This window comes from Alloprevotella sp. oral taxon 473 str. F0040, assembly GCF_000318095.2.
Taxonomy (GTDB): domain Bacteria; phylum Bacteroidota; class Bacteroidia; order Bacteroidales; family Bacteroidaceae; genus Alloprevotella.
Genome location: NZ_KB290705.1, coordinates 53632 through 75615, shown reverse-complemented (window position 1 = coordinate 75615; position 21984 = coordinate 53632). Strand labels below are relative to the sequence as shown.

General features: G+C 46.3%; 20 protein-coding genes. 15 read left to right on the top strand and 5 right to left on the bottom strand.

What is annotated here, in order from left to right; all coding sequences use genetic code 11:
* Positions 1-1046: 1046 nt before the first annotated feature.
* The 4 genes from HMPREF9999_RS00785 (at position 1047) to HMPREF9999_RS00770 (ending at position 4096) form a co-directional block, all read left to right on the top strand.
* The gene (locus HMPREF9999_RS00785) at positions 1047-1670 is read left to right on the top strand and encodes a helix-turn-helix domain-containing protein (protein ID WP_009436351.1); all 624 of its coding nucleotides are present in this window, start codon (positions 1047-1049) and stop codon (positions 1668-1670) included.
* Between the two features lie 378 nt (positions 1671-2048).
* Positions 2049-2513, top strand: coding sequence for a type I restriction enzyme HsdR N-terminal domain-containing protein (locus HMPREF9999_RS00780; RefSeq protein ID WP_009436349.1), 465 nt, complete (start codon positions 2049-2051; stop codon positions 2511-2513).
* Between the two features lie 480 nt (positions 2514-2993).
* Positions 2994-3563, top strand: coding sequence for a GNAT family N-acetyltransferase (locus HMPREF9999_RS09780; RefSeq protein ID WP_009436347.1), 570 nt, complete (start codon positions 2994-2996; stop codon positions 3561-3563).
* A gap of 14 nt (positions 3564-3577) precedes the next feature.
* Positions 3578-4096: a nitroreductase family protein gene (locus tag HMPREF9999_RS00770; RefSeq protein ID WP_009436346.1), complete on the top strand. Its 519-nt coding sequence runs from the start codon at positions 3578-3580 to the stop codon at positions 4094-4096.
* Positions 4097-4186: 90 nt separating this feature from the next.
* On the opposite strand, the gene mutY is transcribed toward HMPREF9999_RS00770, so the two are convergent.
* Both mutY and HMPREF9999_RS00760 read right to left on the bottom strand, forming a co-directional pair.
* Positions 4187-5374: an A/G-specific adenine glycosylase gene (gene mutY, locus HMPREF9999_RS10555; RefSeq protein ID WP_009436345.1), complete on the bottom strand. Its 1188-nt coding sequence runs from the start codon at positions 5372-5374 to the stop codon at positions 4187-4189.
* A 150-nt stretch (positions 5375-5524) separates the two neighbouring features.
* A complete protein-coding gene (locus HMPREF9999_RS00760; RefSeq protein ID WP_009436344.1) occupies positions 5525-6064 on the bottom strand; it encodes a TIGR00730 family Rossman fold protein in 540 nt (179 codons plus the stop codon).
* Between the two features lie 459 nt (positions 6065-6523).
* Here HMPREF9999_RS00760 and HMPREF9999_RS09775 point away from each other — a divergent pair, with 459 nt between their 5' ends.
* The 5 genes from HMPREF9999_RS09775 to HMPREF9999_RS00735 all read left to right on the top strand — a co-directional run bounded on the left by HMPREF9999_RS09775 (position 6524) and on the right by HMPREF9999_RS00735 (position 10481).
* The gene (locus tag HMPREF9999_RS09775) at positions 6524-6922 is read left to right on the top strand and encodes a hypothetical protein (protein ID WP_009436342.1); all 399 of its coding nucleotides are present in this window, start codon (positions 6524-6526) and stop codon (positions 6920-6922) included.
* Between the two features lie 202 nt (positions 6923-7124).
* Complete coding sequence (locus HMPREF9999_RS00750) at positions 7125-8171, top strand: alpha/beta hydrolase (RefSeq protein WP_009436341.1); 1047 nt, start codon at positions 7125-7127, stop codon at positions 8169-8171.
* A gap of 157 nt (positions 8172-8328) precedes the next feature.
* Positions 8329-8913, top strand: a complete 585-nt coding sequence (locus HMPREF9999_RS00745) for a uracil-DNA glycosylase family protein (RefSeq protein ID WP_009436340.1) — start codon at positions 8329-8331, stop codon at positions 8911-8913.
* Between the two features lie 283 nt (positions 8914-9196).
* Positions 9197-9745, top strand: coding sequence for a glutathione peroxidase (locus HMPREF9999_RS00740; RefSeq protein WP_044062827.1), 549 nt, complete (start codon positions 9197-9199; stop codon positions 9743-9745).
* Between the two features lie 286 nt (positions 9746-10031).
* Positions 10032-10481, top strand: coding sequence for a MarR family winged helix-turn-helix transcriptional regulator (locus HMPREF9999_RS00735; RefSeq protein ID WP_009436337.1), 450 nt, complete (start codon positions 10032-10034; stop codon positions 10479-10481).
* Positions 10482-11128: 647 nt separating this feature from the next.
* Here the strand turns inward: HMPREF9999_RS00735 and HMPREF9999_RS00730 are convergent.
* From HMPREF9999_RS00730 to HMPREF9999_RS00720, 3 genes are all read right to left on the bottom strand, one after another.
* Entirely contained in the window at positions 11129-12724 is a 1596-nt protein-coding gene (locus tag HMPREF9999_RS00730; protein ID WP_044062806.1) for a sulfatase-like hydrolase/transferase, read from the bottom strand.
* Positions 12725-12828: 104 nt separating this feature from the next.
* Positions 12829-13890 (bottom strand): mannose-1-phosphate guanylyltransferase, encoded by a 1062-nt coding sequence (locus HMPREF9999_RS00725; RefSeq protein WP_044062805.1) that lies wholly within the window; start codon positions 13888-13890, stop codon positions 12829-12831.
* A 64-nt stretch (positions 13891-13954) separates the two neighbouring features.
* Positions 13955-14344 carry a DUF1573 domain-containing protein gene (locus HMPREF9999_RS00720; RefSeq protein ID WP_009436334.1) on the bottom strand — a complete coding sequence of 130 codons (390 nt, stop codon included), beginning with the start codon at positions 14342-14344 and terminating at the stop codon, positions 13955-13957.
* A gap of 137 nt (positions 14345-14481) precedes the next feature.
* Here HMPREF9999_RS00720 and ruvC point away from each other — a divergent pair, with 137 nt between their 5' ends.
* From ruvC to HMPREF9999_RS00690, 6 genes are all read left to right on the top strand, one after another.
* Complete coding sequence (gene ruvC, locus HMPREF9999_RS00715) at positions 14482-15105, top strand: crossover junction endodeoxyribonuclease RuvC (RefSeq protein ID WP_044062826.1); 624 nt, start codon at positions 14482-14484, stop codon at positions 15103-15105.
* 149 nt (positions 15106-15254) lie between these two features.
* Positions 15255-15812, top strand: a complete 558-nt coding sequence (locus HMPREF9999_RS00710; RefSeq protein ID WP_009436332.1) for a hypothetical protein — start codon at positions 15255-15257, stop codon at positions 15810-15812.
* Positions 15813-16188: 376 nt separating this feature from the next.
* Positions 16189-17706: an OmpP1/FadL family transporter gene (locus HMPREF9999_RS00705; protein ID WP_009436331.1), complete on the top strand. Its 1518-nt coding sequence runs from the start codon at positions 16189-16191 to the stop codon at positions 17704-17706.
* A gap of 408 nt (positions 17707-18114) precedes the next feature.
* Positions 18115-19461 carry a signal recognition particle protein gene (gene ffh, locus HMPREF9999_RS00700; RefSeq protein WP_009436329.1) on the top strand — a complete coding sequence of 449 codons (1347 nt, stop codon included), beginning with the start codon at positions 18115-18117 and terminating at the stop codon, positions 19459-19461.
* 282 nt (positions 19462-19743) lie between these two features.
* The gene (gene folD / locus HMPREF9999_RS00695) at positions 19744-20631 is read left to right on the top strand and encodes a bifunctional methylenetetrahydrofolate dehydrogenase/methenyltetrahydrofolate cyclohydrolase FolD (RefSeq protein ID WP_009436327.1); all 888 of its coding nucleotides are present in this window, start codon (positions 19744-19746) and stop codon (positions 20629-20631) included.
* 265 nt (positions 20632-20896) lie between these two features.
* Positions 20897-21913 (top strand): glycosyltransferase, encoded by a 1017-nt coding sequence (locus HMPREF9999_RS00690; protein WP_009436325.1) that lies wholly within the window; start codon positions 20897-20899, stop codon positions 21911-21913.
* Positions 21914-21984 lie beyond the last annotated feature (71 nt).

Here is a 21984-nt window from a genome sequence, read left to right as displayed (position 1 = left end):
GTAGAATAGATGGATTTGTAAGCTCTGAGAATCGCGTAAATTCCGATAATTAGGATAAGGTGTGGGAATGAGCTAAAATTCGTACAAATGGCCTTTTCTCAATATTTCGAGATTTAGAGTTGGGTTTTGTTTGCATTCTATTTTATTGCTTGAGTTTTGTGGTGTGTTACAATGTGATTTAAAAATGTATCTCATAGTTCTCTTATTAGGCATGATTTACATCCTGTAAACCCTTTGTTGAGTTTGTGTTTGTAGTCTTACTTCTTGAATTGTGAAATCTAAATCTATTATTATGCAATCCAACTTTTTGTCTTTTAATTCGTTGTAAACCAGATTTCTATGTTGTGTTTGTTGGTGTGTTGTCCTTGTTTGTTGGCTGTGTGTAGGTAGATGTTTGTCGTATGTAGCTGTAAAGTCGTTAGATCTTCTTATATCTGTTTGAAAGCCAGTGTTTATGCGGTTGTGTACTATTGTTTTTTATAGATGTACAATAGTTCTTTTAGACTGTGATATGTAAATGTGAAGAGCTTTTCATGTACTGTTGATTTGGATATTTATATTTGTGTTTTGAAATGTGATGGTGTTTTGATTTTGATATTTGTATTTAGAATGTTGTTTGTCTGATTTTTTATCACTACCTTTGTAGTGGCTAAGTAAAAGCTCTAAGAGAGGAAGCAAACGTGTTGGTGACTTCTTCTGTGCTGTTCAGACAAGGAGATCAACCATCCCTGAAATGCTTGAATTCAATAGTCTGTAAGTTGCGATTCAGTCGCAAGTAATCTGTTTTCTTAAGCTCGTCTTTCGGAAGGATTTGTGTATATTGAGTTGTATATTTCCTATACTCGGTGAAGCAGCTGTGACATCCTCTGTACGAGTCCCTCAAGGAAAGAAGCAGACATAGGAGAAATCTTACTCTTTGTTGACTCTTTGTCGAACAAGGTTAAGTGCATGTGTAATGACAGTCCTACAGTCTCTCTTACTTCGTTGAGTTGTACCAATTGCTCATTAGTGTTTCTCTTAGAGTTTTCTTATTATAGAGTCAGAAAATGCTCTTTTACGAGCTGAAATACATGCGATTTTATATCGCTGTTTTTGCCTTCTTTCATTGTTCCTTAGGAACTACTTTTCAGACTATCGTAATGCAAGAAAGAATACGTCAAATTATGGACCACTATGGTCTGAGTCAACAAAACTTTGCAGCTCAGTTAGGAGTTGCGCCTGCCACAATATCTAGTATTTTTACTGGGCGTACTAACCCGACCAATAAGCATGTTCAAGCCATTCATAAAGCTTTTCCCGAGATAGATACCAATTGGTTGATGTTTGGGGAGGGAGAAATGCTGCTATCACTCGATGGAAAAAGGGAGGAAACGGTGGAGGACGTAGAAGGAAATGGTAAATCTGCGACTCTACTCCCTGAAACAACTCTCTTTGGCGAGGAGATGCCTGGTGTTAGTGTAGGAGTAACAGCTGGGAATGCTGGAATGCATGCCTCTATGATGGGGGGAAACGCCCGCGGAATACGCAGAGAAGGATCTGTTCTAGCCCAACAATATGGGGGAATGTTAGAAGCCGCGAATTTAATGGACAAAAAGATACGTAAGATTAAGGAGATTCGCGTGTTTTATGACGATGGCACGTTTGAAGTTTTCTCCCCTTCTAGCAAATAAATCGGTTCTTCATGCAGATGAAAGAAGAATGCTGGGAGGTAAAAACCATTTCTCCCGTTCGGTTTGAAGGAGTAATTCCTAGAGAAATGCGTATCTTTGTAGTTGTATCAGTTGGAAATAGTGTGAATCTTTAGTCGCATTAGTAAAAGCCCCCTGAGCAATGCAACGTGGCCTTCATAGTTGTAGCTCGAGTAGCCTATGATTATGGTTGCTTAAGTAGCATAGAACTATAATAGTATCGTAAGCTTATATAATAGGTAAAGTAAGCCAATGTCTTTAATTTACTATTAATGTGATGGGAGTGGCTTGTTTTCATCTATTAGCTTTGCCAACTTCTTGATAGGATACTTCTACACCTTCGACATAATTAGAGTCTTGATGCTTTCTTTTCCTCCCTTAAACCTCCCCACTCCAGCTTTGCGTTTGCGCAAGAGTGCCGATGGCAGACCGCAAGTCTATGACGAATTGCGGAAACGCTTTGTGACACTTACAGCCGAAGAATGGGTGCGCCAGCATTTCGTGGCTTTTTTAGTGGCTGAAAGAGGGTATCCTCAAGGTCTTCTCGCTAATGAGATTGGAATAAACGTAGGAGGTGTGTCTAGACGTTGCGATACAGTGCTCTACGCTCGAGAAGGTGGCATGCCCCGTCTTATTGTTGAATACAAAGCTCCACAGGTAGCAATCACCGAGGCTGTGTTCACTCAAGTGCAAAGCTACAATAGTGTGCTCCGTGCCGATTATCTCATTGTGAGCAATGGTTTACAGCATTTCTGTTGTCGAATAGATTATGTAAACCATCGCGTGGAGTTTCTCTCTGAAATCCCTCGTTACGAAGATTTGTAAGGAGAGTTTTAGCAGTCTGTGCGTAATGTGTAGTTAAGATAGAGGAGTTGTAGTCCGTTGTATAGGATTTTCAAGGATGCGAATTGATGTTTAAGAGGCAAATCTCTGGCGTATCAATAGATTTCTTGGAGATTTCTCCAAAGCTCTCTGAGAGTGTCTGGAAAAACTCGGAGATAATTTAGAAAAAGTCCGAGTTTTTCTGAGAAATCTCTGAGATATTGTTTACAACTTAGGGAGAGCTTGAAGATAGTTCTCCACCGATGCCGCCATTTCTACAGAGAAAATAGTTGTGTATCGTGTGTTTTTCCCATTGGTTCTTCCAATAAACCTTTTCTGAAGCTCTATCATCATTATAGCAATAAGGGAGAACACATTCTTTATTATTCGGCTGTGTCATGAAGTATGTTCTCTCCTTGATTCTCTTTTTATCCCTAGTCTTCTCATTTTTATCAGTCGTTTTCCGTCATAAATCATCCATCAATGTCTACAGTAAATATTACATTCCGTCCTGCAAATCTTGAAGATGCAGATTTTATAGCCAGATTTGTAATGGCAGCCTTCCACATAATAGATCTGGAACAACCTCTTACAGCCGAACAGCAGCAGTCGGTCGATGTAGTAGTGCCCGTGGTGCAACAAACCAGAGTGTTATATAGTTACCAACATGCTGAGATTGCAGAGCATAACGGCCACCCTGTGGCCATGCTACTCAGTTATGAAGGGGAGAACTTTCGAGAATTTCGTGAGCGCACCTTCAATCAATTGCCTTTTTTCACGCCAGAAGAAATAGCAGCTATGGAGGACGAGACGAGAGCTGGTGAACTTTACATTGACTCTCTTGCTGTGCATCCAGACTATCGTGGGCGCGGCATTGCTCAGAGTCTTTTGGAGCGAGTGGTAAATCGTGCCAAAGATCAGCAGATGTTGGCCACCCTCTTGGTTGATCCTGAGAATCCTAGAGCAAAAGCCTTATATGAACGTAGCGGTTTCCGTGCCGAAGGGCGTGTTAATGCTTTTGGAGTGAACTTTTATCGCATGGAACACATTTAATTTTTTGACGAGTCATGAATAACTTTCTAATGCTTTGCAATACACGTGCGTCGGTGCGTGATTATCTGCCCACACTTCCCACAGCAGAAGCCATAGATCGCATCAAAGAAGCCGTTCGACTTGCGCCTTCTGCCTGTAACAAGCAGCCATGGCGGTTCTTTTATGTCACTAATCCAGAGCTGTTGTCACAGCTCTTCCAAACTTATCCTCGTCCTTGGCTATCCACTGCCCCAGCTCTCTTTGTTGCTGTGAAGAATGTGGCAGAAAACTGGGTGCGCCCTGCCGATAATCATGCTCATGGCGACATTGATTTGGCCATCGCAGTGGAGCATTTGTGCTTGGCTGCCGCAGAAGAAGGTCTCGGTACTTGCTGGATTTGCAACTTTGATACAAAAGCCTGTGCTGAACTCTTGAACTTGTCTGAGGAATGGCAGCCAGTAGCGATGACTCCTATAGGTTATCCTGGAGAGAAACACCAAGATACAGGCCGAAAACGTAAGACTACGGAGGAAATTTTTGTAGATTTGGTATAGTGTGAGCGTAGATTTAAGGAGAGAAAATCCTAAGTGAAGAATCTCACGTCCTCTGATATTAAATGAAGAAATGGAGCGTTTCCTAACTTTTCAAGCTGGGAAACGCTCCATTATTAGATGTACGAGACGAGGGAATGCGTAGTTTTCACGCTCTGTCCATGAGATACGGATGAAATCATCTGTGAGTTCGGGGTGAGTGTCGAAGGCATTTGCGAAATCCCCCCGTAGTATGTAACCATCAGCGTGGAGTTTGCGGTGGGTCAGTTGGTGTGTCAAACCGGTCACCACCGATTGTAGCGTAGACTGTTCCGAAAGGAACGGCTGCAAAGTCGGATGTTGCAGCACTTCTGCTATAGTGGGAGGCGTGGGAAACTCCAATAAAAGTGGTTCGTAAAGCCCTTGCCATATGTCGCCCTTCCCTCGGCGGTGAATCCAAGTGTGAAGAGGATGAACAAAAGTCGGAGAGTGATGAGTTGCACAGCCTGTAGTCAAGTGTGATGAGTCTAGAGCTGCTTTTGTGTCTCCATCATTCTCATTGGCTTCTCCTTCCAATAGCCAAATGTAGACAAAGTAGCGATGAGAAATCGCTATTTTTTTTGCTTTTAGAGGCAGTGATTCCACTGTACCTTCTGCGAGGGCAGCACAGTCTTCGTTCATAGGACAGAGCAAACACTGCGGACTGCGCGGGGTGCACTGCAAGGCTCCGAAATCCATAATTGCTTGGTTGTAGTCGGCTGCTCGTTGAGAAACCATAAGTTCTTGAGCTAGCGCACCAAACTCTTTCTTCCCTGCGGTACTATCGATGGGAGTGTCTATGTCAAAAACTCGCGAAAGCACGCGATAAACATTGCCATCGACCACAGCCGTTGGGAGATCATAGGCAAAAGAGCAGATGGCAGCTGCAGTATAGTCACCTACCCCTTTCAGGTTTCTCACCCCTTCATAGTCCGTGGGAAAGCCACCTTGCTCCACAATCTGCTGGGCGGCAGTGTGAAGATTGCGAGCGCGCGAATAATATCCAAGCCCTTCCCATTGGCGCATCACCTCATCTTGCGATGCGGCTGCGAGAATTTCTACGGTGGGAAAGCGTTCGATGAAGCGCAGATAGTAGTCATATCCTTGTGCTACGCGAGTCTGCTGGAGAATAATCTCCGAGATCCAGATGCGATAAGGGTCGCGAGTGTTGCGCCAAGGCAGTTCGCGACCGAATTCATCATACCAATCTAGAAGGCGTTGTGAGAAAGGGTGGGGAGGAAGCGTCTTTTCGTGTTCTGTCACCGTAGTTTATCGTTGTTTTTGTGTAGGAATAGATGTAGGAATCAGACTATTCTTCACGCTATGGAGCATTTTCAGTCTGCGTTTTCTCAGAGTGGCAGGCTCGTATTTTGTAAAGTTTGGCCACTACCTCCAGAGAAACATAGAGGGTTGTTAAAGTGACTGACAGAGCGATTCGAGAGCTTCAGTAGTTTCTACTACGTGGACTTTGTTACGTACCGAGAGGTCTACCAAGTTGGTCTCTACCATTTGATCAAGCATAGCCACAAGCATGTCCCAACATCCATCTACATTATATAGAGCAAGGTGTTTGCGGGTGCCATCAGTGGTGATTTCGGCCAAAAGAGTGAAGATTTCGTCGAGTGTTCCCACACCTCCAGGCAGTGCTATCATGAGATCACTACGTTCGATAAGGATTGTTTTGCGGTCGGCTAGGCCAGCAGTGCGGATTTCCACGTCAAGGGTGTCGCTGACCACATTGCGGTTCACTACAAATTGGGGAACGATGCCATAGATTTTAGCACCTGCTTGTTTGGCACTCTGAGCAAGCACCTCCATCATGCCAATCCCCGAACCACCATAAATGAGGGTTCGTCCAGATTGGCCAATCCATTTTCCCACCTCTTCCGTCGCGTTACGGAAAGACGTAGGCACATTATCATGAGAAGATAGGAAGACTCCAATATATTGCATAGAGAATAGATATGAGAATGAGGTATGTTTTGCACGCTAGCTTCAGTGGTTGCTCCTTGATTTTTAGAGCTATAGGTTTTATACTATGGGAGCACTCCAGGAAGAAGGTGGTAAAAATATAGGAGAGTTTCCGTCTAAAATCCTAAGCATTTGGCAAAACATAGAGCAAAGATACAAAGAAATCTGAGGAATCTGCCGTGTCTAGTTGGATTTCTCAGACCTAAAAGAAGGGATAATGCTCATTTTATCGTGTTGTTTGGTATTTTTAAGATTATGTATGTGCATGGAGTCTATAAAAGTGTATACCTTTGCTCGCAAACAACACAGCTATTTCTCGTTTTTTCCTGCTGTTTAGAAATCTCAGTATACGTCGAGGCATCTTTCTTCCAAGAAAGAAGCCCATTTTCTGAGGAGCAGTGACAAGAACATCACACAAAATACTCAATACAATCACTTACAATGAAAAAAGTTCTCTTTTTCGCAGCTGCTTGCCTCTCATTGATGGCTTGCGGCAACAAGGCTCAATCTGAGCAAGCTGGTGACTCTCTCACTGCACAAACTGCTGATTCACTCGTGTTCGAAGGTCAATTCCCCAACGCTGATGGTGGTGAAATGGCTGTGAAGCTTGCTCTTGCTCAAGATAGCACCAAGGGTTTCACTCTCGCTGAGGACAGCACTGTATCTACTGGTATGTACGAAGAAGTAACCGCTGGTGAAAAGAAGGGTTACAAGCTCATCATTTCTGAGAATGACGTGCGTTTCTTCGCTAACAATGGTGACAGCGTTCTTTCTGCATCTGCAGACTCTACCCTCGCACCTTCCGCTTCTGGCTTGAAGTACGACCTCAAGCGCAAGTAATTCTTGCCCAAGAATTTTCGAGCCTTTACCATGTCTCTGTAGCTTAAGACCATTTGGTGATTTATAGCTATGCAGATGATGATATGTGAATGGCCACTTCTTTATCTCCCTCTCTTGAAAACACTTTTCAGGGGAGGGAGCCTCTTTATAGTCCTCTCTGAGGATCGTACTAACTCTTTCTGGTTTCTTACGTCTGTTTGCCATGATTTCATCTAAATCACAGCCATACAAGGTGACCACCTTGCGAGCTTGGAAATTGATAATAGGGGGTGTTTTGAGCCTTCTTGTGCTTTTGTGGGGTGTAGGTGAGTTTATGCTCAAAACATCTCTGCGTCCCGTGCCAAGTTCTTATCGTGAGACACAGGTGGCTCTTGACACAATGCTCCGTCTTTATCCGCATATTCGGCCGTGGGTAGACAGTTTGCAGGCTCATCATGCCCTGCGTGACACTGTAGTTCTCGCACCCGATGGCACACAGCTACATGGTTATTATCTTCCTGCCGCAAAGCCCACTCAGCGTGTAGCCTTGTTGGTCCACGGCTATCAGGATGCAGCCTTGCGTATGCTCCACATAGCCTATCTTTATCACCACGATTTGGGGGCGAATGTGGTGATGCCCGATTTGCGCTATCATGGCAAGACTGCTGGAAAAAGCATTGGTATGGGGTGGAACGACCGATTGGATGTGCGACAATGGGCTTGGAAGGTGTCAGAAATCTTTGGTAATGGTTTGAAATCAGACTCTTCTGCCTCACTTTCTGCGCTCACCTCTTCTAAACCCTCTCAGAGTCCTTCTCCTCACTTGGTGGTGCATGGCATCTCCATGGGAGCTGCCACAACGATGATGCTAAGTGGCACAGACAGTCTTCCTCCTATTTGCGCTTATGTCGAAGATTGCGGTTATACTTCTGCGTGGGACATATTCCAGAGCGAACTAGCGCATCGCTATCATCTCCCTGCTTTTCCGCTGATGCACATCACAAGTGTGCTCAGCAAATGGCATTACGGCTGGTCGTTTCGCGAAGCCGATGCCCAGAAGTCTGTGAGCCGTTGCCGACAACCCATGCTTTTCATTCATGGTGGCGTAGACACCTTTGTACCCACCGCGATGGTTTATAAGTTGTATGCAGCTAAACCTCAGCCAAAATCTATTTGGGTTGCTCCGCATTCTGGGCATGCCGACAGTTATCATGATCATCGAGTGGAATACACCCAAAGAGTTGCCTCCTTCCTTGCACCTTATTGGTGAGCTGAAAGGGGAAAACCCTATAGTCAGGGTGCAAACTTCCACCCTCTTTGTTGAAAGTGGCCGCGTGTTACTCCTCGTTTTGCATAAGTAACAGGCCAACTACCATTAGAATATAGATTTTTATTTTTCCTATCTATCGTCGTGTTAATCCACAACTATGTCCGAACTTCCCATCGAAACACATCCTCTTCAGCCCTTTCTCCCAGAGCATGCGCAATGGCTCTTCCTTGGAAGTTTTCCCCCTCCGCAGGCGCGCTGGAGTATGCTTTTCTTTTACCCTAATTTTATCAATGATTTTTGGCGCATCATGGGGTATCTTTTCTTTGATGACCGAGAGTATTTTGTGGTGCAAGGAGAAAAGCGTTTCGATCAATCAGCTATAGAGGCCTTTGCTCGCGACAAAGGTTTTGCTTTCTTTGACACAGCCACCAAAGTAAGGCGGTTGAAAGGGAACGCCTCAGATGCTTTCTTAGAAATCATAGAGCCCACCGACGTTGGCTCCCTTCTAGCAGCAATGCCCTCCTGCAAAAACATCATCACCACGGGCGGATTAGCTGGCGAAACGCTTTGTCGCATGTTGGGAGTAGAGCAACTTCCAAAGATTGGCGAGTTTGTGTTTTGTCCTCAAGCACAACACAGCCTCGGGCGTGACATTATTTTCTGGCGCATGCCCAGTAGTTCACGGGCTTATCCTCTGAAATTGGAGAAGAAAGCCGAATACTATGCACGCCTCTTTGAGTGATGAGGCTTTAAAAAGAGGCCTTTTGTAGAAGTCAATCCCAAAAAGTGTAAAATGATAGTGAGATTCTTCCGACTATCGCTTGCGACAGATGAGGAAAATCGTATCTTTGCACTAACAACATCCGAGTGTAGCTCTCGAAGAAGCCATCTCTCGGACATAGACTACAACAATATTATTTCAACACAACAACATGGTAGCGACTCCCACGCCTTGTGTTCCTGTAGAAAACACAATGGAGCGAACACTCCTTTGGGACGCACAGGTTCAAAACAAGCAAAAGACTATGGCAACAGTATATGATTTTAAACTTGCCGACAAGAAAGGCAACGAAGTAAGCCTAGCAGACTACAAAGGCAAGGTATTGCTCATTGTGAACTCAGCCACAGAATGCGGTTTCACTCCTCAGTACGAAGAACTCGAAGCCCTCTATCGTGCGCACAAGGCCCAAGGTCTTGAGATTCTCGATGTGCCTTGCAACCAATTTGGTGGACAAGCTCCTGGTTCTGATGCCGAAATCAGCGAATTCTGCTCTTTGAAGTTCGGTGTAGACTTCCCTCAGTTTCGCAAGGCAGAGGTGAATGGGGCCAACGAACTCCCCCTCTACACCTGGCTCAAATCTGAGCAACCTTTCAAGGGTTTTGACAAGAACCACAAACTCACGCCCATTCTCGAAGACATCCTCGACAAGAATCTCCCTGGTTGGCGCGAATCTAGCGATGTAAAGTGGAATTTCACCAAATTCCTCGTGGATCGTGAAGGTAAAGTTGTGGCGCGCTTCGAGCCCACACACGACATTAAAGACATCGAAAAGCAGATTGAAAAGCTCTTCTAAGTCATTAAGATTCAAGAAAATCCTTAAGACCGACACGGATCATGCATTTTCCGTGTCGGCTTCTTCCGTTTCAATGCCCCGCGCACTCCGATATATTGTGCACAGCACAACCAAGCGAGTGCACTGCATTAGCAAATCATCATCTGGCTGTTCCCTTTTCTAGCAAGGAAGGTTTTGTGAAGAGTGCCAGAATAATCGCGATGTGCTGTGCTAGTATCCTCAGAAGTCAGAGACTGCGAGGTAGTGGCGATACGGAATCCCCTATTTTAGTTTGAAAGCTACACTCATGAATTACGATAAACTCAAACTTGACAACCAGCTCTGCTTCCGACTTTATGCGGCAAGTCGCTTGATTACGCAGGCTTATCGCCCACATCTAGACAGATTGGGCGTGACTTATCCGCAGTATCTCGTGTTGATGGTGCTTTGGGAGACGGATTCCTTGCCCGTAAACGACATCGCCAAGAAACTTTCTTTGGAGACTAACACCGTAACTCCGTTAATTCAGCGCATGGAGCGCGAAGGTATCGTGACGCGTACCAAGGGTAAGGTGGACACTCGCCAAACCATAGTGGCCCTCACCGAGCATGGCCGTGGACTCCGCGAGCAAGCTGTCGGCATTCCCAATTGTATGCTAGACCTTCTCTGCAATAATGGTGTGCCTGAGCAATCTATTTCTGAGATTCTCCCCTTGCTCGACGAACTAATTGCGAGCTTGAAGAAGAAGGTAGAGTAGCCCAGTTTAGTATGCTGAGCTAGCAGTCCGTAAAGGCTGCATATTTCTTTCTTGAAAGGTGAAGCAGTTCGGCAGGTGAACTGTTAAAATTGAAAATGGAATTTGGGCAGAGTTTTCTTCAATCTAGGAGAAGACTTTGCCCTTCTTTGGCTTTTACTGCGGTGCGTTTCAAGAGTATAATAGGAAATCTCCGAGAGTTTGTAGAAAATCTCTGAGAACTTTTCATATTCCTCCGAGATAATGGGCTAGAAACTAGGAGAAAATCCTTTGATAGAAGACGCATATTTCTGCATTTCTCTGCTATTAGCCTGTAAGCTTTGGAACTTATGGGATGGAATACCGAAATATAGTGCAGTATGAAAGGAAAAAGTGACAGAACGATAGGTAGATGGACTGATGACTCTGGCGAAATGATGAGAGTCTATGTAATAGTGGTTGCGCCAATTCCAAGTGCATCCCCTCTGCTCTTTGCGAATATAGTGTTAAACCATAGGGCATTTTGCGCGGAGTTTTCTTAATTTTGAGTTAAAATGTCGGTGAGACACCATGAAAAATAGGTGGAGGACTAGATCAACTAGTCTTCCACCTATGTTGTTTTGTACCAAAGAATTGTGTGCGCCTAGGACATCGGCACCAATCATTGGGGTTTATCGCTGCGGAGATTCCAATTCCTTTTTGAGTTGTTCGTCAAGTTGCTTCACAATCTTGGGATGTTTCTCAGCCATATTGGTCGTTTCTCCTTGCTTTCCACGCATGTTATAGAGCTGTGCTGTAGAGGTAAATCCTGTTTCGATGTGAGGCCCCCATGGCACCATGGCAGGGCCTTTGGTTGGAACGATGTATTTCCACTGAGGAGTTCGGATTGACACCGAACGGTTGTAGGCCATTGACACCACATAATTACGGGGTTTAGAAGATAGTCCTAACCAGGTGCGGTGGTGGTCTCTGCTATCAATGCCTAAACTGTCGGCTAATTGCTCACCTACGACTGCAGCCAGAGAGCGCATAGCATCAATTTGACTCACCAAAGCTCGGCTAGTTTTGCCTTGCGGTACCTTACCAGCTGGCCAACTCACTATGAAGGGCACGGCACTTCCGGCTTCGAATGCACTATATTTACCGCCGCGCCAGTGTCCTGCGGGACGATGCGAGCCTGCAAGTTCCTCTGCGCGGTCTGCATATCCATCGTCCAAGACGGGCCCATTGTCACTCGTGAGGATGATGAGGGTGTTGTCTGCGATGCCCATGCGTTGGAGCGCAGCTGTGATTTGACCTACTGTCCAGTCCAACTGAAGAATGGCATCACCTCTCGAGCCCATAGGGCTCTTTCCTGCGAAACGAGCGTGTGGCCAACGCGGTACGTGAATGTCATTGGTGCAGAGATACATAAAGAAGGGCAGGTTAGCTTCACTGCGTCTAGTGTGATCACATTCTCCCTTACGGCAGTGGGGGGCATTTTTAGCCATGTTCACACGCTCTTCTATCCAGTTGATAGCATAAGAGGCGATAGAATCGGCAATATCTTCGTCTTTCCATAGGGCTTTTCCGCCACCTTTCATATAGCCTATGCGCGAAATGCCATTGACAATGCTCATGTCGTGACCATGCGAAGGCTGAAGTTGCAAGAGTTCTGGGTTAGATTTTCCGGTGGGTTCGCCTTCGAAGTTCTGGCGATAGCTCACTTGTATGGGAGCGGATGGGTCATAGTTTTTGACATGGTCGTTTTCTATGAACACGCAAGGCACTCGGTCGGCCGTAGCAGCCATGATGCAACTGTAATCGAAGCCTAAATCGGCAGGTGTTTGGTCAAGTTGGCCGTTCCAGTCTTGTTGAGCTGTCTTGCTTCCTAGACCTAAGTGCCATTTTCCTATGGCTGCTGTGGCATATCCAGCACGTTTGAAGAGGTCGGCTAGGGTGAACTGTTCGGGTTTAATGATCATTCCTGCATTGCCTGCAGCCACGTCTGTGCCTAATCTACGGAAGGGGTATTCTCCTGTTAGGAAGGCGTAACGTGAAGGAGTGCTAGTGGAGGCCGAAGCGTGGGCATCGGTGAAGCGAGTGCCGCGAGCTGCGAGTTGGTCTATGTGAGGAGTGCTCATACGAGTGGCACCATAGCAGGAGAAATCGCCATAGCCCACATCGTCGGTCATGATGACAATGACGTTGGGCTTGGAGGTTTGCGCCTGAGCAGCCGCAGCACTGACTAACGCGGCCATAGAACAGATGAGGCGGGAAGGATTCATGAATGCAACTTAAGGGAATGAAAGCCCCCAATGAGAGGAGGATACTAAAAAAAAAGCACTTCTTCACCTTTGACAATAGAGAAGAAGTGCTTGTAATGTTGTGTTTAGTTCTTTTGGAAGAGGCCAATGCGCTGCTCTTCGCTCATTTTGCAGATGAGCAAAGCATCCTCTTTCTCCACTACGATGTAGCCTTCTAAGCCTTGAACGATGACTTTTCGGCCAGGAGCAACGTGTATCATGCAGTCACTGCTCTCGAAAAGCTTTACACCTTCTCCGACTACGGCATTATTATATGCGTCGTGTGGTAGTTCTCCATGGAGTGATCTCCACGTGCCAAGGTCGTTCCAACCAAAATCTGCCGGGCGCACGAACACATCTTCAGCATGTTCCATGATGGCGTAGTCCACGGAGATTGTTTCGCACTGAGGAAATAGCTCGGCAATCTTACTTTTTTCTTCGGGAGTGTCGTAATAGGGGAGCAAACCTTCGAAGATGCTCGAGATTTTAGGGGCGTATACGCGGAAAGCATTTACAATGGTGGTCACGCTCCACACGAAAATCCCTGCATTCCAGAAGAAGTTGGGTTGCGCCACGTATTGTTGCGCCACGGCCAACTCAGGTTTTTCCTTAAAACTATCGACAGCGTAAATATTTCGCTTGCGAGAAGAGGAGTAAGAAAGGTCGGCTTTGATATAGCCATAGCCAGTAGCCGGAAAGTTGGGCTTGATGCCAAGAGTGACTATCGCATCTGTCTCTGCTGCAAATTCGAGACATTCGCCGATGCATTGGCCAAAGTGGCTGACATCTTTGATGTTATGGTCGGAAGGTGCGACAACTATAGTAGCTCTTGGGTCGCGTTTTTTGATTTTCCACGAAGCATAACAGATACAAGGCGCAGTGCCACGCATGCAAGGCTCGAGAAGCACATTGTCTGCTGGGACATCAGGGAGCTGTTCGCGCACGATGTCGGCATAATGTTCGGAGGTTACCACCCATATATTAGAGGCTGGCACAATGCCCTCAAAGCGATCTACGGTGAGCTGGAGCATGGTGCGACCGCATCCCAAGATGTCAAGGAATTGCTTGGGACGCTCCACGCTGCTCATTGGCCAAAAGCGGCTACCAATACCGCCCGCCATGATGACAAGGTGTTGATGTGAGGTCATAGTGAGAGAGTCCTAAAGGTGGATAATCCGAATGAAGAAGGGAGAGAAGCGCAGTAAACTAAAGTTAGGGATTAGCTGCTTCCATGTCGCCCATGATGTAAAGACGCACTAATTCATTGGAAGCATTAGAACGCACGGTAATTACCTTCTTGAATTCACCAGCACTTTTGCCCTTACCATTGTAAACCACCTTGATTTCTCCACTTTTGCCAGGAGCAATAGGGGCTTGAGTGTAGGTGGGAATGGTGCAACCACAAGAAGCTACAGCCTGTTCGATGACAAGAGGCTTGTCGCCAGTGTTCTTAAACTTGAAGGTAAAAGTTTGCTCCTTGCTTTCTTTGAACTTGCCAAAGTTGTGTTCTGTGTGCTTGAAAGTGATTACGGCTTGTGCAGCAACAGTGGTGATGCCCAAAACGAGGCCACACACGAGCGTAGAAAAAAGACGTTTAATCATAATGTTGTGATTTTGTTCAATGAAATGTGACTGCAAATATAACACTTATCCGTGGTATATGGTAAGAAAATGCTTGGAATAGTAATCTTTAATAGTGATTTCTTCTAGTTTTGTCGTTAATGATGTATTTTTGCTTCATGAATAAGGCATCTCTCACGCAGCACGATAGAATCATCTTGGGCATTGACCCTGGCACCAACGTATTGGGCTATGGTCTTGTGGCTGTGACGGGCAAGGAAACACAAATGCTCGCCATGGGAGTCATAGATTTGCGCAAGGTGTCTGACGTGTATCTGAAGCTTGGTCGCATTTATGAGCGTGTGATGGGGGTAATTGATGCCTTTCATCCTGATGAATTGGCCATTGAAGCTCCCTTTTTCGGCAAGAATGTTCAGTCGATGCTTAAACTTGGACGTGCACAAGGGGTGGTAATTGCCGCAGCTATAGCGCGGCAGATTCCTATACACGAATATGCGCCTATGCAGATTAAACAGGCTATTGTGGGCAATGGGGCAGCTTCTAAGGAGCAAGTGGCCAGCATTATGCAGCGCACTTTCAAAATCTCGGATGAACGGATGCTGCCTTACCTAGATGCTACGGATGCGCTAGCGGCTGCCTACTGTCATTTTGTGAATACTACGCAGCATGGTGTGAAGGGATTGCTCCCCGCGCAGCAGAAAGCGAAGAGATCTTCCACTAGTGGCAGGTCGGCTTCGTGGGATGACTTTGTGAAGCTCAATGCGCACCGCATTCGCTCTTAGTCTTGTGAGTAGATATTAGGCAAGTTAGTTATATAATTATCCCTCTTCTTTTACATGAGTTGCTCATCTAGCATCGAGGAGTTGCTCATCTAAAGAAGGATATATTGCAGTTCTTCAATTAGTCACTAGCTTATTTATATTCAAAGGTCATGAAGAAGTTTTTCTTTATCTTCCTGTTGTTATTGGCACTTCCTACCATATCACGGGGGGAATCTGTGTTTGAGTTGGAGCTAGAATGCGCACAGCGCACGCTGCGAAGCGGAAGAGCTAATTATATCTCAGTGCAGTTTGCTCAGTTTCAAGAGGTGGCTTTGCTTTATCTTCGCGAGAAACAGCAAAATACTCGAGACACGATGCGTATCAACCTCCATTGGCTAGACACTCAAGCCTTGAATATGGCCGATTTTTTGAGTCTTTATTACATGAGCTTTGTGAATGATACGCTCACAGGGGAAGATTATGAAGTGTTGCGGCTGATTTTTAGGGATGTCTCCCTAAGTACACCCTGCTTCTACGATGCTAATGAGGGTATTACACTGCAATTCGTGCTCCCTGAAGAGAGTAAGATTACGCCGTTCTCCTTAGATACGGATTGGCCAAAGGCTTATCAAAAAATCCAAAATGAGCTTTTAGAAAGCAAATACAAATGGATAGTTGAGCAGTATCAAGATATTCGGAAGAAACTTAGTTGTTCCAATGAGGACTAATCAAGGTTACTCGTAGACAACTTGTAGTACTTTCTGAATATCAGTGTATTTTCAAACCCTTTTCTTCGCCTCCGTCGCTGTGTCTCACCATGAAGATACAGCGACGGAGGCGTTTATGTAGTAGGGATTTCCATGAAATAAGTTCGAACTTAAGGATCTCGTGCTGTTTTTGTAGTTATTGTTACATTATTACTTCTGGTTTGTTCTATTCCACCTTTTGTGAGAATCAGTTGATTTATCCTATTGGATTGCTAGATAAAGGTTGCAAATACTGTGTTTCTGGCTTGTAAAATCAATATATCTGCACATATTTCTTGCTTTTGTGCAAAAGATGTCTTTCCTTTGTCGGTGAAATTAAACAATCGAACGGAAGTATATGAAAAAAATCGTGATGTCTGTAGCCCTTTTGGGTGCAGCTTTGACCGCTACTGCGGGTGGTTATCTTACAAACACCAATCAAAGTGTAGCTTTCTTGCGTAACCCAGCACAGGACGCAGCGATTAACCTCAATGGTGTCTACTCCAATCCTGCTGGTGTCTCCTTTATGAAGCAAGGATTCCACGTAGGTCTCAACTGGCAAGCAGCCTTCCAAACACGCGAAGTGACGTCAAAGTTTGCTCCCTTTGCCTTTGGTGCCAACAATACAAGTGATACAAAGCTCTTCAAAGCCACTGCTTCTGCCCCCATCATCCCATCAGTGCAAGCCGCTTGGGTGAAGGATCGCTGGGCATTCCAATTTAATTTTGCCCTCGTCGGTGGAGGTGGAAAGGCTGAGTTTGAGCAAGGCATGGGTTCTTTCGAGAGTCAAGTAGCACTTCTCGGACTGGTGGGTCAGCGTATGGCAGCCATTATGCCTGCTCTAGGCTTCAACAAGTATAAAGTTGATGCTTACATGCACGGAAAGCAGTACTATTTTGGTACAACACTCGGTACTAGCTATCGCATCAACGACAATTTCTCCGTATATGGCGGACTTCGTGGCGTTTATGCTACAGCTCATTACTATGGATATCTGAAGAACATCCAAATCAATCCAGGAAGTGGCAATAACTTTGTGTCTGCTCCTGCTTTCTTCGCGCAGGCTGCTAAGTCACTTCAGCCAGCTGTTGCTGCCAATCCTGCTTTGGCACCCCGTCTCCGTCAGTTGGGCGTACTCGCTGCTGCGACACAAGACGTAACTCTTAATACAGATCAGAGCGGTTTTGGCTTTGCCCCTATCGTAGGTGCTCACTTCCACAGCAAATACATTGATTTAGCTGCTAAATATGAGTTCCGCACACGCATCGCTTTCGAGAACGAGTCGGCCAATAGTGCAAGTGCAAACAATCTAACTTCCCTTGCAGCCTACAAGGATGATGCTCAAGTGCGCAGCGACATTCCAGCATTGCTCACCGTTGGTGCACAAGTTCGTCCAGTAGAAGGCCTTCGTCTCAACTTGGGCTACCACCACTACTTTGACAAACAGGCTAAGTCTGGCTTGAAAGGCGCATACCGCAACGATTTGCTCAAAGGTGGTACTATTGAATATCTCTTCGGTGCGGAGTATGATTTGACGAAGCAATGGGAAATCAGCGCAGGTGTACAACGTACCCTCTATCCTAATACTGATGCCTACATGAATGATCTCACGTTTACTGCCAACTCCACCAGCCTCGGATTGGGTGTTGGTTATCAAGTGAACGACATGGTGAAGATCAACGCTGGATACTTCAAGACTTTCTACGACACTTACCACAAGGACTCTCAGAACTACAACAACGCGGCCAACATTATCGGAGTGGCAGAAGGTGCAGAGCGTGCTAAGCAGTTGGTAGAATCTGGTGTTGTTAAAGGATCTGACGATTTCACTCGTACCAACCAAGTGTTTGGTCTCGGCGTGGAACTCACTTTCTAATTCGTGATGTCCTGCTTCCTCTTTAGGGGCATTGGGTGAGTATCCTCCTCATCATTTTGCAACTTAACCTAGAGGAGCAGCTTCAACTCAAAAATGTTAATAGGTTTTCTATATCTCTTTACCCTCGTACGTCGTGAGACGTGCGAGGGTTTTTGGATGATTGGTGAAGAACTCTTATGTTGTCTCGACGTTTAATTAGTCTATAAGGTGAAGCACTCCTTATGTAGAATAGAAAGGCCTTGGCATCTTATCGCTACAACTTTGGAGGTTTTGCGAGCATTCCCCAATAGTCGTGCAATCTGTCGCGAAGAATCAGCCAGTTTCTCAAAAACTTTTCGTATATTTGCACGAAATAATCTATGCGACAACGCATTATATATAGAAATATCTTCATAAGACTCCACATACATGTTTGACAATCTCAGCGAAAGACTCGAACGATCCTTCAAAATACTCAAAGGTGAAGGCAAAATCACCGAAATTAACGTAGCCGAAACTCTCAAGGATGTGCGCCGCGCTCTCCTTGATGCCGACGTCAACTACAAGGTGGCTAAGACATTCACCGACACGGTGAAGCAAAAAGCCCTTGGTCAGAACGTGCTCACCGCTGTGAAGCCCTCGCAGCTCATGGTTAAGATTGTCCATGACGAGTTGGCCACGCTCATGGGTGGCGAAAGCACCGACCTGAAGTTGGAAAATCGCCCCAGTGTCATCCTTATGGCAGGTTTGAATGGGGCAGGTAAAACCACACTTTCTGGTAAGCTCGCCCTTTTCTTGAAGACAAAGAAGAACCGCCGTCCGTTGTTGGCAGCCTGCGACACGTATCGTCCTGCTGCAATCGAGCAATTGCGTGTTTTGGCAGAGCAGATAGATGTGCCCATCTACCTCAATTTAGAGGAAAAAGATCCCGTGAAAATTGCGCTTGCAGCCATTCAAGAGGCCAAAGCTAAGAGCTATGACACGGTCATCGTGGACACCGCTGGTCGTTTGGCGATAGACGAAACCTTGATGAATGAGATTGCGGCGGTGAAAGAAGCCACGAATCCCGATGAAACCTTGTTCGTGGTCGATGCTATGACGGGACAAGATGCAGTGAACACTGCCAAGGAGTTCAACAGCCGTTTGGACTTTGATGGCGTGGTGCTCACCAAGCTCGATGGTGACACTCGCGGTGGTGCTGCACTTTCTATCCGTTCTGTAGTGAATAAGCCCATCAAGTTCGTCGGAACAGGCGAGAAGATGGAAGCACTCGACGTGTTCCACCCCTCACGTATGGCGGACCGCATCCTCGGCATGGGCGACATTGTCTCCTTGGTAGAGCGTGCGCAAGAGCAGTATGACGAAGAAGAAGCTCGCAAACTTCAGAGAAAGATCCAGAAGAACCAGTTCGACTTCAACGACTTCCTCGCACAGTTGCAGCAAATCAAGAAGATGGGTAACATCAAAGACTTGGCTGCAATGATTCCAGGTGTGGGCAAAGCAATCAAAGATGTTGAAGTGGACGATCGTGCCATTCTCGGAGTAGAGGCGATTATCTTGTCGATGACCCCCTACGAACGCCAACATCCCGAAGTGCTCAACGGCAGTCGCAAAGAGCGCATTGCCAAGGGTTCTGGTAAAACCGTGCAAGATGTCAACCGTCTTATCAAGCAGTTTGACCAAACTCGCAAGATGATGAAGATGGTGAGCGGAGGAGGCATGCGCCAAATGATGAGTCGTATGCCCAAAGGTTTGCCAGGCATGCCCAAATTCTAATTAATATTCAAAGGACTAGTCCGAGTAGCACCATAGCTAGTGTCGCTGGGACTAGTCCTTTCTCGTTATTTTTCGTCCTTGCTCTCTAGATTTCGTGGGGCCTATTTTACTTATCTGAACAGAATTCCCACGTTTTAGAAAACAATCTCTGACATCTTCAGGAATATCTCCGACATTTTTTGAGAAATCTCCCACGTCTTTCCTTTTTCCTCAGATAGGTTCGACGAAATTCTCTGATTGTTCAACCAGTTCTCTTTTTTTACCTTATAATATAAGTTCGTTATGCCAGCCACTCTCATAGACGGTAAAGCACTTGCCTCACAAATCAAAGCTGAAATAGCCCAAGAAGTGAACCAACTCACCTCAGAAGGCTACCGCGCTCCCCATCTTGCCGCCATACTTGTGGGACATGATGGCGGAAGTGAAACGTATGTTCGCAACAAAGTCTTGGCTTGTGAGGCTTGTGGTTTTGATTCCACCCTCATTCGCTACGAAGATGATGTCACAGAAGCCGAATTGCTCCAGCGCATCCATCAGCTCAATCAAGATGACAGCATTGACGGCTTTATCGTGCAACTCCCACTTCCTCGTCACATCAACGAACAGCGCGTCATCGAAGCCGTAGACCCACGCAAAGATGTCGATGGTTTCCACCCCATCAACGTAGGGCGCATGGCAATAGGTCTGCCTGCTTTCATCAGTGCTACGCCTTTAGGTATCCTCACCTTGTTGCGCCGCTACAATATCGCCACGAAAGGCAAGAAGTGTGTGGTAATGGGACGAAGCAACATCGTAGGAAAACCTATGGTGCAACTGATGCTTCAGAAGGAAGGTGCCGACAGCACAGTGACTTGTGTGCATTCGCGCACGCAAAACATCGCAGAGGAGTGCCGCTCAGCCGACATTCTCATCGCCGCTCTCGGACAACCTGGCTTTGTCACTGCCGACATGGTGAAGCCTGGTGCTGTGGTCATCGATGTCGGTACGACACGTGTGCCCGATGCTTCGCGCAAGAATGGCTATCGTCTCTCAGGTGACGTTGATTTTGAAGCAGTTTCAGAAGTTGCATCTGCCATTACCCCAGTGCCCGGTGGCGTAGGTCCGATGACCATCTGCATGTTGATGCAAAATACTCTCGCAGCCGCGAAGAAAGAAATCTATAAGGACTAACCTAAGGGGGCATAATATCTTGTTGTACTGCCTCAAGTAATAGTCAGTATCCACCTATTGCCGTTGCCATCTTAGAGCAATGTGTTATGCCTCAAAGCCACAGAAGCATTGGCTACTGCCGAGTGTTTACGGCTAAGGTTTCAAGGAATACCGCTCTTCTCCTACGTATATTGGGAGGAGAGCGGATATTTTATAGTGTCCTTTTAAATTCTCTTGGCTTTATCCCGAGTTTTTTGTACATTTGCACAAATAAGTACTCCCAAAAATGAAGTATTCTGTCATCGTTCCTGTCTATAATCGCCCCAATGAGTGCGAAGAACTCTTGGAAAGTCTCACGCATCAGACTCAGCGCGACTTTGAAGTCATCATTGTTGAAGACGGAAGTAGCGTGCCTTGTCGCGAGGTTGTGGAGCGATATGCCGACAAACTTGCCGTGCAATACTACGACAAGCCCAATAGTGGGCCAGGACAGACCCGAAACTACGGAGTGGAGCGCGCCAACGGCGAATATGTCATTATTCTAGATAGTGATGTTGTGTTGCCCGAAGGCTATTTTGCAGCTATTGATGCCGAACTAGCGGCAAATCCTTGCGATGCCTTTGGTGGGCCTGACCGAGCACACGAGTCGTTCTCTACTACGCAGAAGGCGATTAACTACGCCATGACTTCTTTTTTCACCACGGGAGGCATCAGAGGAGGCAAAGCTAAGTTGGATAAGTTCTATCCACGCTCCTTCAACATGGGAGTGCGCCGCGAAGTTTACCAAGCCTTGGAGGGATTTTCAGCCATGCGTTTTGGCGAAGACATTGATTTCTCCACCCGCATCTTCAAGAGTGGCTATCGTTGTCGCCTATTTCCCGAAGCGTGGGTCTATCATAAACGTCGCACTGACTTGAAGAAGTTTTTCAAACAAGTGCACAATAGTGGCATCGCTCGCATACATCTTTCCCATCGCCACCCAGGCACTCACAAACTTGTCCATCTTTTGCCAGCCGTCTTCACTTTAGGCGTAGCCTTTCTTCTTGTGCTCGCGCTCTTATCTCTGTGTTTTGGCTGCGAAATAGGGACACTCGTGAGCCTCAGTCCCTTGTTGCTCTTCGCCCTTCTGATTGGTGTTGATGCCACTCGGCAATCTCGTTCGCTCGCTGTGGGAGTTACTGCCATCGCTGCGGCTTTCGTGCAGCTCACGGGCTACGGCACGGGCTATCTCTCCGCATGGTGGCGATGCAATGTGCGAGGGGAGGGCGAGTTTGAGGCCTTCTCTCAAACCTTCTATCAGTAGAAGCACCCAGCACTTTCGCTGAAAACCAGACCATCGTCGCAATGTCCCAGCAGGGCCATCCCAGCGCAACA

Bases quoted from the DNA above. Each gene is read 5' to 3' on its own strand.
- HMPREF9999_RS09780 (WP_009436347.1), top strand. From the start codon at position 2,994: ATGTCTACAGTAAATATTACATTCCGTCCTGCAAATCTTGAAGATGCA.
- HMPREF9999_RS00720 (WP_009436334.1), bottom strand. From the start codon at position 14,344: ATGATTAAACGTCTTTTTTCTACGCTCGTGTGTGGCCTCGTTTTGGGC.
- HMPREF9999_RS00705 (WP_009436331.1), top strand. From the start codon at position 16,189: ATGAAAAAAATCGTGATGTCTGTAGCCCTTTTGGGTGCAGCTTTGACC.
- HMPREF9999_RS00745 (WP_009436340.1), top strand. From the start codon at position 8,329: ATGTCCGAACTTCCCATCGAAACACATCCTCTTCAGCCCTTTCTCCCA.
- HMPREF9999_RS00725 (WP_044062805.1), bottom strand. From the start codon at position 13,890: ATGACCTCACATCAACACCTTGTCATCATGGCGGGCGGTATTGGTAGC.
- HMPREF9999_RS00730 (WP_044062806.1), bottom strand. From the start codon at position 12,724: ATGAATCCTTCCCGCCTCATCTGTTCTATGGCCGCGTTAGTCAGTGCT.
- HMPREF9999_RS00740 (WP_044062827.1), top strand. From the start codon at position 9,197: ATGGCAACAGTATATGATTTTAAACTTGCCGACAAGAAAGGCAACGAA.
- HMPREF9999_RS00760 (WP_009436344.1), bottom strand. From the start codon at position 6,064: ATGCAATATATTGGAGTCTTCCTATCTTCTCATGATAATGTGCCTACG.
- ruvC (WP_044062826.1), top strand. From the start codon at position 14,482: ATGAATAAGGCATCTCTCACGCAGCACGATAGAATCATCTTGGGCATT.
- HMPREF9999_RS00785 (WP_009436351.1), top strand. From the start codon at position 1,047: ATGCTCTTTTACGAGCTGAAATACATGCGATTTTATATCGCTGTTTTT.
- HMPREF9999_RS00770 (WP_009436346.1), top strand. From the start codon at position 3,578: ATGAATAACTTTCTAATGCTTTGCAATACACGTGCGTCGGTGCGTGAT.
- HMPREF9999_RS00750 (WP_009436341.1), top strand. From the start codon at position 7,125: ATGATTTCATCTAAATCACAGCCATACAAGGTGACCACCTTGCGAGCT.
- HMPREF9999_RS00710 (WP_009436332.1), top strand. From the start codon at position 15,255: ATGAAGAAGTTTTTCTTTATCTTCCTGTTGTTATTGGCACTTCCTACC.
- HMPREF9999_RS00735 (WP_009436337.1), top strand. From the start codon at position 10,032: ATGAATTACGATAAACTCAAACTTGACAACCAGCTCTGCTTCCGACTT.
- ffh (WP_009436329.1), top strand. From the start codon at position 18,115: ATGTTTGACAATCTCAGCGAAAGACTCGAACGATCCTTCAAAATACTC.
- HMPREF9999_RS09775 (WP_009436342.1), top strand. From the start codon at position 6,524: ATGAAAAAAGTTCTCTTTTTCGCAGCTGCTTGCCTCTCATTGATGGCT.
- HMPREF9999_RS00690 (WP_009436325.1), top strand. From the start codon at position 20,897: ATGAAGTATTCTGTCATCGTTCCTGTCTATAATCGCCCCAATGAGTGC.
- HMPREF9999_RS00780 (WP_009436349.1), top strand. From the start codon at position 2,049: ATGCTTTCTTTTCCTCCCTTAAACCTCCCCACTCCAGCTTTGCGTTTG.
- folD (WP_009436327.1), top strand. From the start codon at position 19,744: ATGCCAGCCACTCTCATAGACGGTAAAGCACTTGCCTCACAAATCAAA.